An 11,867-nucleotide genomic window follows, 5' to 3' on the forward strand; every position below is an offset into this window, starting at 1 on the left:
GCACCGCCGAAAGCGTCCGCGTGGCCTGAACCTGAAGGGGAAAGGGGAAAGGGAAAGCCACGCCTCGGGCCGCCTTTCGGCAACAATGCCCAGCCCAGGCCACGGGCGCGCCGATGCGCGCCCTGACGTCAAAATTGCCCGAGCCCGGCCGGTTCGGCAACCTCGGCCACGCCCGGCCCGGTCAGACCGCGATCCGGGGTTCGAGTGCGGCGATGATCCCGCGCAGTTCTGCCAGCCCCTTCAGCCGCCCGATGGAGGGATAGCCCGGCTGGGCGCGGCGACCGAGATCGTCGAGGATGTCCTGCCCGTGATCGGGGCGGAACGGGATCGACCAGTCGGCACGGCCCGACGCGCGGCGGCGGGCCTCTTCGCGCAGCGCGGCCTCGACCAGCGCCACCATGTCGGTGTCGCCGCCCAGATGCTCGGCCTCGTGGAACGACCCGAACACCGCGCCGGTTTCGCGCGTGACGTTGCGCAGGTGCAGGAAATGCACCCGGTCTCCCAGCCGGTCCATCATGCCGGGCAGATCGTTGTCGGACCGCGCCCCAAGCGAGCCCGAACAGAGCGTGATGCCGTTCGCCGGGCTGTCGACCGCCCGCATCACCGCCGCATAGTGCGCCTCGGTCGACATGATCCGGGGCAGCCCCAGAAGCGGCACCGGCGGGTCGTCCGGGTGACAGCAAAGCCTCAGCCCCAGCTCTTCGGCAAGCGGCACGATTTCCGAGAGGAAGTCGATCATGTGGCCGCGCAGCCGGTCCTCTGAAATGCCCTGATATTCCGCCAGATGCGCGCGCACATCCTCCAGCGTGAAGCGTTCGGCGGCACCCGGCAGTCCGAAGACCACGTTGCCCGCCAGTTGATCGCGGTCGGCCTCGGACATGGCGCGGAACCGCGCCTCGGCCGCCGCCTGCAGGGCCTCGTCATAATCCTCGCTCGCCCCCGGACGGGCCAGGATGAACAGGTCGAAGGCCGCGAAATCGGTGAGGTCGAAGCGCATGCAGGTCGCGCCCGAAGGCCGCTTCCAGGCCAGATCGGTGCGGGTCCAGTCGAGCACCGGCATGAAGTTGTAGCAGATCACCTCGATGCCCGCGGCGGCGAGGTGGCGCAGGCTGTCGCGATAGGCGTCGAGATGGGCGCGCCAGTCGCCCTTTTGCTTCTTGATGTCCTCGGAGACGGGCAGGCTTTCTACGACGTCCCAGGTCAGGGTCGAGGGCGTGCCGTCCTTCATGGTGCCGATCTCGGCCTGGCGCCGGGCGATCTCGTCGGGGGTCCAGACCGCGCCGGTCGGCACATGGTGCAAGGCCGAGACGACACCCACGGCCCCCGCCTGCCGCACGTCATCGATCGAGACCAGGTCCCTGGGGCCGAACCACCGCCATGTCTGCCGCATCGCATCGCCTTTCCGAGTCGCGTTTCGCGTCCCGTTTAGCAGTCGGGACGATTGCTGACTAGTATGGCAGTATGGTAGCCCAGAGCCGGAGGGGAGGCGAATCATGGACGAGCACATCGAGAGGGCGGTGGGATGCGTGCTTGACCCGGCGCGCCCGATCACCCCGCAACTGCACCGCTTCCTGCGTCTCCGGATCATCCGCAACGATCTGAAGCCCGGCGACCGGCTGTCCGAGGCCGAGATCGCCCGCAGCTGTGCGGTCAGCCGCCAGCCGGTGCGCGAGGCCTTCATCAAGCTTTCCGAACAGGGGTTGCTGTCGATCCTTCCGCAGCGTGGCAGCCTCGTGACCACCATCGCCATTTCCTCGGTGCTGGACGCGCGCTTCGTGCGCGAGGCCATCGAGGCCGACATCGTGCGGCTGCTGGCGCGGCGCCCCGACCCGGCGCTGATCGCACGGCTGCGCGCCCAGATCGACCGGCAGGCCGCCGTCGCCGAAACCGCGCCCCGCGACTTCATCCAGCTGGACGAGACCTTTCACCGGACCCTGGCCGAGGGCGCGGGCAAGACCGGCGCCTGGAAGCTGCTGGAAGGGCTCAAGTCGCAGATGGACCGGGTGCGGTTCCTGGCGCTGGGGCGGTTTCCGGTGGACAAGCTCATCGCCCAGCACACCGCCATCGTCGACGGCATCGCCGCGGGCGACATGGCCGCCGCCGAGGCCGCGACCCGGGCCCATCTGCGCGAGATCCTGAACGACCTGCCCGCCATCGCGGCCGAGAATCCCGGCTTTTTCGACGGCCTCTTCGAAAGCGCCGCGGGCGAGCCAGACCCCCTTACCGACGTCACAGGAGGAGATCCCACATGACAACCGCTTGGAAACTGCCCGGCCTTGCGGCCGCCGCCCTGATCGCGGGGCTTGCCGCCGCACCGGCCATGGCGCAGGAAATCACGCTGAAGCTCGGCCATCTCGCCAACGAGGACAATCCCTGGCACAAGGCCTCGCTGAAATTCGGCGAAGAGCTGTCGGCGCTGACCGACGGGCGGATCGCGGTCGAGGTCTATCCGAACGAAAGCCTCGGCAAGGAAATCGACCTGATCAACGGCATGCAGCTTGGCACCGTCGACATGACGATCACCGGCGAGAGCCTGCAGAACTGGGCGCCGATGGCGGCGCTTCTGGCCCTGCCCTATGCCTACAGCTCGATCGAGCACATGGACGAGGTCGCCTCGGGCGAAATCGGCCAGAAGATCGAGGCGCAGATCGTCGAACGCGCGCAGATCCGCCCGATCACCTATTTCGCCCGCGGCGCGCGCGAGCTGACCTCGAACCGTCCGGTCGAGAGCCCCGACGATCTGAAAGGGCTGAAGATGCGGGTGCCGAACGTGCCGCTCTTCGTCGATGTCTGGAAATCGCTCGGCGCCCAGCCGACGCCGATGGCCTTCTCGGAGGTGTTCACCTCGCTGCAGAACGGCACCATCGACGGGCAGGAAAACCCGCTGGCGCTGATCCGGTCGGCGAATTTCAACGAGGTGCAGAAATACGTCAACCTCACCGACCATGTGCGGTCCTGGATCTACCTGACCATCTCCGAACTGACCTGGGCCAAGCTTTCGGCCGGGGATCAGGCCGCGGTGCTGGAGGCCGCCAAGCGCGCCCAGGCCTACGAGCGCGAGCTGTTCCAGCAAAGCCTCGCCGATGACCGCGCCTGGCTGGAAGAGCACGGCATGATCTTCGTCGAGGCCGACAACGCCGCATTTGCCGCCAAGGCCAAGGAAGCGGTTCTGGCCAATGTCAGCGCCGAGATCCGCCCCATCGCCGAAGAGATCTTCGGCGAGTGAACCGCCTGCCGTGACCCGCAGTCGCTGAAACGCGCCACGCAGGCGGTCCCGTAACGAGTGGACCCGTAACGCGTTGGACCGGCCGGACCCGCCCAAGGGGCCCGGCCGGCTTCCCCGAAAGCCAGAGGCCCCATGCCCACCAAGACAGAGCGCTTCATTTCGACCGTCATCGCCCTCGCCCGGATCGGCGTCGGGCTGTCCTTCGCCGTGCTGATCGCCGCCGTGCTGATCCAGGTGGTCGGCCGCGGCTTCGGCAGCTCGCCGGTCTGGACAGAGGAACTGACCCGCTTCGCGCTGCTGTTCCTGATCGCCTTCGGCGCGGGTCTGTCGCTGCGCAGCGGCGACATGGTCAATGTCGACATCGTCTGCGAGGTCCTGCCCGGGCGCTGGCCCTGGCGGCTGCGGCTTCTGTCGGCGCTGGCGACCGGCGCGCTTGCGCTTTTCCTGCTGCCCCATGCCTGGCGCTTCGTCAGCATCGGGCGGATGCAAAGCTCGCCCGCGCTGGGGCTGACCATGAGCTATGTGCATCTCACCGTCTTCCTGATGCTGGCGCTGCTGGCGCTTTTCGCGGCCCTGCGCGTGCTGGGCATGCTGACCGGCACCGAGGATGGCACGCCCGAGAAGGCCGAGGAGATCTGATGGAGGTCTGGGTTCTTTTCGGTATCTTCGTCGGCGGTCTGGTCGTCGGCATTCCGGTCGCGGTGACGCTGGGGCTGTCGTCGCTGGGCTATCTGCTGCTGGCGGGCATCCCGCCTGTCGTCATGCCGCAGAAGATGTATGCGGGCATGGACGTGTTCGTCCTGCTGTCGATCCCCGGCTTCATCCTGGCGGGCAACCTGATGAACCAGGGCGGCATCACCAACCGCATCGTGCGCTTTGCCAATGCGCTGGTCGGCTGGATCAGGGGCGGGCTGGGCCTGACCAATATCGCCGCCTCGATGCTGTTCGGCGGCATCACCGGCACCGCCGTCGCCGATGCCGCCTCGATCGGCGGCGTCATGATCCCCGGCATGAAGAAGGCGGGCTATCCCGCCGATTATTCGGCTGCCGTCACCGCCGCCTCGTCGACCGTCGGCCCGATCATCCCGCCCTCGGTGCCGATGATCATCGTCGGCGCGCTGTCCGGGATCTCGGTCGGCAAGATGTTCCTCGCGGGCGCCGTGCCCGGCATCCTGATGGGGCTGGCGATGATGGTGACGGCCTATGTCATCGCCCGGCGCAAGAACTTCCCGCGCCAGCCCTGGCAGGGCTTCGGCGAGGTCGCGCGCAGCTTCGGCGGCGCGATCTGGGCCATCGCCATGACCTTCCTGATCATCTACGGCCTGCTCTCGGGCCTCGCGACACCTACCGAAACCGCCGTGGTGGCCAGTGTCTATGCCGTGATCGTGGGCTGCTTCATCTATCGCGACCTGCCGCTGCGCCGGGTGCCGAAGGTGATCGTCGACAGCGCCGTCGCCTCGGCGGGCATCCTGGCGCTGGTGGGCTTTGCCAATGTCTTCGGCTGGATCCTGGTGTCGGAGCGCATCCCCCAGGCCATCGCCGAGGGCGTGCTGTCGATCACCGACAACAAGTTCCTGGTGATCCTCATCATCAATCTGCTGCTGCTTTTCGTCGGCATGTTCATGGAGACCATCGCCGCCCTCATCATCCTGTTCGTGCCGCTTCTGTCGCTGGCGCAGGCGGTCGGCATCGACCCGCTGCATTTCGCGACCTTCGCGGTGCTGAACCTGATGATCGGGTTGACCACACCGCCCGTCGGCGTCTGCCTCTTCGTCTGCGCGGGCATCGCCCGGCTGCCGCTGACGCCGGTGGTGATCGCCATCCTGCCCTTCCTCGCAACCAATATCGCGGTGCTGCTGCTCGTCTCCTACGTGCCGGCCATCGCGACCTGGCTGCCCTCCGTCCTGATCCCATAGGAGCCTCCAATGGACACCCGCGTCTGCCGCCTGCACGCCCCCCACGACATCCGCATCGAGACCCTTCCGGTCGAGGGCCCCGGCCCCGGCGAGGTGCTGGTCGCGGTCGGCGCGGGCGGGATCTGCGGGTCGGATCTGCATTACTATCACGATGGCGGCTTCGGCCCGGTCCGGGTGCGCGAACCGATCGTGCTGGGCCACGAGGCGGCAGGCACGGTGATCGCGCTGGGCACGGGCGTCACCGGGCTGGCCGAGGGGCAAAAGGTGGCGCTGAACCCTTCGCAGCCCTGCGGCAATTGCCTTTATTGCCAGCAAGGCATGTTCAACCACTGCCTCGAGATGCGCTTTCGCGGCTCGGCCATGCGGTTCCCGCATGAACAGGGGCTTTTCCGCGACCGGATCGTGATCGGCGCCCAGCAATGCCTGCCGGTGGCCGACGTGATCTCGCTGACCCAGGCCGCCTGTTCCGAGCCGCTGGCGGTCTGCCTGCATGCCCGGCGGATCGCGGGCGATCTGACCGGCAAGTCGGTGCTGGTGACCGGCGCAGGCCCCATCGGGTCGCTTTGCGCGGCCGCCGCGGCCGAAGGCGGCGCCGCCGAGGTGGTGGTGACCGACCTGCAGGACCGGCCGCTTGAGGTCGCCTTGCAGATGGGCGCGACGCGCATTCTCAACATCGCCCGCGACCCGGCCGCGATGGAGCCCTACGGCGCCGACAAGGGACAGTTCGACGTGGTCTTCGAATGCTCGGCCGCGGCGCCTGCCATCGGCCAGGCCATCGCCACGCTGCGTCCGCGCGGCATCCTCGTTCAGGTCGGCGTCGCGGGCGAGACCCCGGTGCCGCTGAACCTGATCGTCGGCAAGGAGATCCAGGTGCGCGGCACCCACCGCTTCCACCCCGAATTCGCCGACGCGGTCGCGGCCATCGGCTCGGGCCGGATCGACGTCCGGCCGATGGTGACGGCCACCTATCCGCTGGAAGACGCGCAGGAGGCCTTCGAGGCCGCGGGCGACCGCAGCCGCGCGGTCAAGGTGCATCTGAGCTTCGAGGCCGCCTGACCCGACCCGCCGGGGCCATCCGGACGATTCTCGCCGGGCCTTGCCGGGACGGGCCGGATGCCCCCGAGCCGCCCGACGGGCGGCTCGAAAGGACATTTCATTCGTCCAGAGCCCCCCGACGCGCAACTTTTGCGAGAAGTCTCTTGCGTCAGGGACAATTGTCGCGGACCCTTGGGGGCGAATCCTGCGCAACGTGTGCGACCGCCCGGCGCGGGGTTCCGACAGCGAGTCCGGGGCATCCTTCGCATGTTCACAGCCACGCCCACCCTCCCGAAGATCGACCGGCTGGCCAGCGCGCCGGACGGCAGCCCGGTGCGCGCGATCTGGATCGGACAGGCCGGAACCCGGGCCCGCATCATGACCTGGGGCGCTTCGCTGATGGACCTCAGGATCGAGGGGCTGCCCCATGCGCTGGTGCTGGGCTCGGAGGCCTTCGCCCCCTATCTGGGACCGATGCGCTATTTCGGGGCCATTGTCGGCCCGGTCGCGAACCGGATCGCCGGGGGCCGCGCGGCCCTGGACGGGCGGATGCTGACGCTCGAACGCAACGAGGCCGGGCGCAGCATGCTGCATGGCGGAACCGCCGGAACCGCCAGCCGCAACTGGCGGCTCGAAGCCGACAGCCCCGCCGCCTGCACGCTCAGCCTGTCCCTGCCCGAGGGCACCGGCGGCCTGCCCGGCCCGCTCGATCTGCGCGCAAGCTATCTGGTCGACGCGGCAGGGGCGCTGGAAATCCGGCTGGAAGGCCGCAGCGGGGTACCCACCTTCTGCAACCTCGCCCATCACAGCTACTGGTGCCTCGACGGCAGCGGCAGCCTCGACCGCCACCGGCTGCAGGTGGCGGCGGCACGCTATCTGCCGGTCGATGACGCGCTGATCCCGCAGGGCCCGCCCGCCCCGGTCGCGGGCACCCGATTCGATTTTCGCACGCCGCGCCCGGTTCTCGATGCCGTTCTGGCCCGCGAGGCGCCGCCGCTCGATCACAACTTCTGCCTCGGGGACAGCGCCGCGCCGCTGCGCCCGGCCTGCCGCCTCTCGGCCCCGGGCGTCGTGCTGGAGGTGACGACGACCGCGCCCGGGCTGCAGGTCTACGATGGCGGCGGGCTGGCCACGGCGCCGGTGCCGGGGCACGAGGGGAGGCCCTATGACGCCCATGCCGGGATCGCGCTGGAGCCGCAGGGCTGGCCCGACGCGCCGAACCGGCCCGATTTCCCGTCCGTCCTGCTGCGACCGGGCGAGACCTACCGCCAGGTGTCGCGGTTCCACGCCCGCCCGACCGCCCCGGGGGACCGGCCATGAAGCCGCGCCGCGGCCCCCGGCGCAACGCGCGCTGCGCCTCTGCGCGGCAGGGAACATCGCCCGGGTCCGCGCCACGGCGGCCCCGCCGCGCCCGGGATCCGGCGGGGCCGAGATGACCGGGCCGCGCTGGATCGCCGCCGCTTGGGGCCAGTCCTCGCTTCGGATCTGGGCGATGGCAGGCCGCAAGGTCCTGACCGAAGGCGCCTCGGATCAGGGTGTCTCGCGGCTTGGGCCGCGCGACTTCGAGCCCGCCTTGCTGACCCTTGCGAATGACATGCTGCCCCTCGATGAAGTGACAAGGGTCCTGATCTGTGGCCAGGCGGGCGCTCGCAAGGGCTGGGTCGAGGTCCCGCATGCGATGGTGCCCTGCGCCCCGCATGCCGCGCCCCCGGTCCCAGCCCCAAGCCGCGATCCGCGGATCTCGGTCGGCATCCTGCCGGGGCTGGGTCAGACCGATCCGCCCGATGTGATGCGCGGCGAAGAGACCCGGATCGCGGGCTTTCTGCTTGATCGCGCGTCCTTTGACGGGGTGCTGTGCATGCCCGGCCTGCATGGCAAATGGGTGCGGCTGCGCCATGGCATCGTGCAAGGTTTCCGCACCATGATGACCGGCGAGATCTACGGGCTGATCGCCCGGCAATCGGTCCTGCGTCCGATGATGGACGACAGCTGGGACGAGGCCGCCTTCCGCCACGCCGTCGACGAAAGCACCCGCCACCCCGAGACCATCGTCAGTTCGATTTTCGGGATCCGCGCCTCGGCGCTCCTGAACACCCCGGCCCCGGGCCTCGCCCGGGCGCGTCTGTCGGGGCTGATGGTCGGCTGCGATATCGGCGCCATGCGCACCTGGTGGCACAACCGGCCGGTCGCGGTCCTCGGCACAGAGCGGGTCTCGACGCTCTATGCCAGTGCGCTCGCGGCCCAGGGCGCCGATGTGCAGGCGCTGGCGGGGGACCGGCTGACCCTGGCCGGGCTGATCGCGGCCCATGAGCGGACCGGCCACCTGGAGCCGAGCGCCGCCGCGCATGGCTGAACGGCCTGCCGGTGGCGGCCTTGCCGCGCCCGTGAAAGACGTCCCGGACCCGTGATCCTCGTCTGATCCTCGTCGCCTCCGGTGCCGTCCGGTGCGATCGGACCCTTTCCGCGCGACGGGAGCATCCGAAACCGCCCTGTCCGGCCCCCGGGGCGCGCGCCCCGCCGGACCCCTTCGGCAACCTGCCGGTCCCGGAGCCAATGCCCGCGCCGCGGACCAGAGAAGACCTTTCACATGCCGCGGCCGGTCCAGTTACCGGTCCCATCGCCGGCCCCCGGCCTTCTGCCCCGGTCTTCGTCCACAGTCTCCTGCCCCGGCCTTCTGCCCCGGTCTTCGGCTCCGGTCTTCGGCCCAGGGCGAAGCCCCGGACCGACGCGCCGGTCTGCCGCTCAGTCCGCAGCCACCACGTCCTGTCTCTGGGTTCCAAGCCCCTCGACCGTCAGTTCCATCACGTCGCCGGGCCGCAGGAAGCGTTGCGGCTTCATCCCCATGCCGACGCCCGAGGGGGTGCCGGTCGCGATGATGTCGCCGGGCTGCAACGCCATGAATCGGCTCATGTAGGACACGATCTCGGCCACCGAGAAGATCATGTCGTCGGTGCGGCTGTCCTGCACGGTCTGCCCGTTCAGCGTGAGGCTCAGCGTCAGCGCCTGCGGATCGGCCACCTCGTCGGCGGTCACCAGCCAGGGGCCGGTCGGGCCGAAGCTGGGCGCCGACTTGCCCTTGACCCACTGGCCGCCGCGCTCGATCTGGAAGGCGCGTTCCGACACGTCGTTGATGACGCAATAGCCCGCCACGTGGTCCAGCGCCTCGGCCTCGGACACGTAAAGCGTGTCGCGCCCGATCACCACGCCCAGTTCGACCTCCCAGTCGCTCTTGACCGACTCGCGCGGGATCACCACCGGGTCGTAGGGCCCCGACAGCGCCGAACTGGCCTTCGAGAACAGGATCGGCTCTTTCGGCGGCTCGGCCCCGGTTTCGGCGGCGTGGCGCGCGTAGTTGAGCCCGACGCAGAAGAAGTTCGGCACCCGCGACAGGCAGGCGCCGATGCGGCCCGGCGCCTCGACCAGCGGCAGCGCCTCGGGATCGATCCCCCGAAGCCGGTCGAGCGCCGCGATCGCGACCGCCGCCCCCGAAAGATCGGGCACATGGGCCGACAGGTCCCGGACCCGGCCCGCCGCATCCAGAAGCCCGGTCTTTTCCGACCCCGCCTCGCCATAGCGCAAGAGTTTCATTCGCGTCTCCCTGGTGTGAATTGCCCCGGACCCGCCCGCCGTCAGTCCGCGCCGGAGGCCTCGGGGCCGATTTCAGTTTCGGTCTCGGTTTCGAAAAAGGCGCGCACATTGGCCAGAAGCCGGTCCAGATGCGCCTGCAGGCTGGCCTGCGCCGCCGCGCTGTCGCGCGTCTCGAGCCCCGCGACGATGGCCCGGTGCTGGCTGACCACGCTGTCGCGCGAGCTTTTGCGGCGCGCCGACAGGAACCGCGCCCGCCAGAGCCGCCCCAGATAGGACCGGTGCGTCCCGGCCAGCGCCGGATTATGCGCGGCCCGCACGATGGCCAGGTGAAAGGCCATGTCCACCTCGAACCGGTCGATGTCGTCGAGCGTGGTGAAATTGTCCGAAAGCTCGCGCTCCAGCCGCCGGATCTCGTCCAGATCGGCCTCGGTCGCCCGGTCGCAGGCCAGCCGGACCGACAGCAGCTCGAGCGCGGACAGAACCTCGATGGCGTCCCGGACCTCGGCCAGGGTCGGGCTTGCCACCACGGGGCTGCGCGCTGGACGCAAGAGAAGCAGACCCTCATTGGCGAGAATCCGGATCGCCTCGCGCATCGGGGTGCGGCTGACCCCCATCTCGGCGGCGGTGTCGCGCTCCTTGATCGGCGCGCCGGGCGGCAGCGTCCCGTGCAGGATGCTGCGGCGCAACCGGTTCGCGATATCCTCGGCGCGGGTCTGTTCCGCCATGTCGAGACTGCTCCTTCGGGCCCGGCTCTCCGGCCGGGAGGGCACGCGTCACCCCATTCCTTTCATTTGGTATACCAACGCGAGCGGGCTTGTCGAGGCCGCCCGGTCCGGCGCCGTGTCGCGCCCCTGCCCCGCGCCCGGCCATACGCAAAATGCCCCCCGCCACCTTTCGGGTGTTTGGTATACCAAAATGGTTGATCGGGCCGTGGCGCTTCGGCTAGCCTCACCTCACAAGGCACCATCGCGAGCCGAGGGAGAGACGGCCCGCAAACCGGGGGAAGCCCCATCCAGGGAGGAGACACCATGAATCCGAGACCGATGCTGGCCGCGGTGGCGCTTGCCGCCGGGGCGGCCGTGCCTGCGGCGGCCCAGGACGTGACGCTGCGCATCCAGACCCATTACAACCCCGAACAGACCTCGGGCAAACTGGCCGCCCAGTTCGTCGAGGATGTCGAGACGATGTCGGGCGGGTCCATCGACGTCGAGATGTTCTATGCCTCGTCGGTGGTGGCCACGGTCGAGACCTTCGATGCCGCGGCCAACGGCATTCTCGACTGCGACATGACCGGCGGCGCCTACCAGACCGGCAAGAACGCGGGCTTCCAGTTCGTCGGCGACATCATGGGCGGCTATGACACGCCCTATCAGCAGCTGTCCTGGCTGTACTATGGCGGCGGGCTGGAACAGGCACAGACGCTTTACAACGAATTCGGCATGCAGCTGATCGGCTGGTGGGTCTATGGCCAGGAATCGCTGGTCTCCTCGACGCCCATTGCCGGGCCGGACGATCTGAAGGACTGGAAGTTCCGCTCGCCCCCGGGGATGGAAACCGAGATCTTCGCCAATCTCGGCGCCTCGCCCATCGTGATGGACTTCACCGAGGTCTTCACCGCGATGGAAACCGGCATCATCGAGGGCACCGACTATTCCGGTCTCTCGAACGACGAGTCGATCGGGCTGTTCGATCTGGCGAACCACGCGACCTATCCGGGCTTCCATTCGATGCCGTCCGACCATCTGGCCTGCAACAAGGCGGTCTGGGACGGGCTGACCGAGCAGCAGCGGCGTATCGTCGAAGTGGCGATGGAAAAGCTCGCGCTGCGGTCTGCGCTGTATTTCGAGAAGGCCAATGCCGAAGCCGCGGCGCGGCTGACCGAAAAGGGCGTGACGCTACATGACTGGTCGGTCGAGGACCGCGCGACCTTCCGCAAGGCGGCGCAGGCCGCCTGGGACGTCTGGGCCGGGAAATCGCCCGAGGCGAAGGCCCTGGTCGACAGCCACAAGGCCTATCTGACCCAGCTGGGCCTGATCGCCGACTAGGCGCGCGGCGCGGGCCAGAGAGCCCGCCGCGTTCCGCCAGTCCCCGCGCGCCCCGGG

At 69.2% G+C, this 11,867-nt stretch carries 11 protein-coding genes; 8 read left to right on the plus strand and 3 right to left on the minus strand.

Annotated elements, in window-relative coordinates; translation table 11 throughout:
* Window positions 1–181: 181 nt before the first annotated feature.
* A complete protein-coding gene (gene uxuA, locus EV657_RS03340; protein WP_134077134.1) occupies window positions 182–1,390 on the minus strand; it encodes a mannonate dehydratase in 1,209 nt (402 codons plus the stop codon).
* A 103-nt stretch (window positions 1,391–1,493) separates the two neighbouring features.
* On the opposite strand from uxuA, the gene EV657_RS03345 reads away from it, so the two are divergent.
* The 7 genes from EV657_RS03345 (at window position 1,494) to EV657_RS03375 (ending at window position 8,530) form a co-directional block, all read left to right on the plus strand.
* A complete protein-coding gene (locus EV657_RS03345; RefSeq protein WP_075785971.1) occupies window positions 1,494–2,252 on the plus strand; it encodes a GntR family transcriptional regulator in 759 nt (252 codons plus the stop codon).
* On the plus strand, window positions 2,249–3,226 hold the full coding sequence (locus EV657_RS03350) for a TRAP transporter substrate-binding protein (protein ID WP_113669819.1): 978 nt from the start codon (window positions 2,249–2,251) through the stop codon (window positions 3,224–3,226). Before EV657_RS03345 ends, EV657_RS03350 begins: the two co-directional genes overlap by 4 nt.
* Before the next feature lie 132 nt (window positions 3,227–3,358).
* Window positions 3,359–3,865 (plus strand): TRAP transporter small permease, encoded by a 507-nt coding sequence (locus tag EV657_RS03355; RefSeq protein WP_075785973.1) that lies wholly within the window; start codon window positions 3,359–3,361, stop codon window positions 3,863–3,865.
* Window positions 3,865–5,142 (plus strand): TRAP transporter large permease, encoded by a 1,278-nt coding sequence (locus EV657_RS03360; protein WP_075785974.1) that lies wholly within the window; start codon window positions 3,865–3,867, stop codon window positions 5,140–5,142. The genes EV657_RS03355 and EV657_RS03360 overlap by 1 nt, the downstream gene beginning before the upstream one ends.
* A gap of 9 nt (window positions 5,143–5,151) precedes the next feature.
* Window positions 5,152–6,198, plus strand: coding sequence for an L-idonate 5-dehydrogenase (locus EV657_RS03365; RefSeq protein WP_134077135.1), 1,047 nt, complete (start codon window positions 5,152–5,154; stop codon window positions 6,196–6,198).
* A 246-nt stretch (window positions 6,199–6,444) separates the two neighbouring features.
* Window positions 6,445–7,497: an aldose epimerase family protein gene (locus EV657_RS03370; RefSeq protein WP_134077136.1), complete on the plus strand. Its 1,053-nt coding sequence runs from the start codon at window positions 6,445–6,447 to the stop codon at window positions 7,495–7,497.
* Window positions 7,498–7,609: 112 nt separating this feature from the next.
* The gene (locus tag EV657_RS03375; protein ID WP_113669822.1) at window positions 7,610–8,530 is read left to right on the plus strand and encodes a 2-dehydro-3-deoxygalactonokinase; all 921 of its coding nucleotides are present in this window, start codon (window positions 7,610–7,612) and stop codon (window positions 8,528–8,530) included.
* Between the two features lie 389 nt (window positions 8,531–8,919).
* On the opposite strand, the gene EV657_RS03380 is transcribed toward EV657_RS03375, so the two are convergent.
* On the minus strand, window positions 8,920–9,765 hold the full coding sequence (locus EV657_RS03380) for a fumarylacetoacetate hydrolase family protein (protein WP_134077137.1): 846 nt from the start codon (window positions 9,763–9,765) through the stop codon (window positions 8,920–8,922).
* A gap of 41 nt (window positions 9,766–9,806) precedes the next feature.
* Window positions 9,807–10,490: a GntR family transcriptional regulator gene (locus EV657_RS03385; RefSeq protein ID WP_134077138.1), complete on the minus strand. Its 684-nt coding sequence runs from the start codon at window positions 10,488–10,490 to the stop codon at window positions 9,807–9,809.
* 303 nt (window positions 10,491–10,793) lie between these two features.
* Here EV657_RS03385 and EV657_RS03390 point away from each other — a divergent pair, with 303 nt between their 5' ends.
* Window positions 10,794–11,810: a TRAP transporter substrate-binding protein gene (locus EV657_RS03390; protein WP_113669825.1), complete on the plus strand. Its 1,017-nt coding sequence runs from the start codon at window positions 10,794–10,796 to the stop codon at window positions 11,808–11,810.
* The last annotated feature ends 57 nt before the right edge of the window (window positions 11,811–11,867 follow it).

Origin of the sequence: Rhodovulum visakhapatnamense, from assembly GCF_004365965.1 — a bacterium.
Lineage (GTDB): Bacteria > Pseudomonadota > Alphaproteobacteria > Rhodobacterales > Rhodobacteraceae > Rhodovulum > Rhodovulum visakhapatnamense.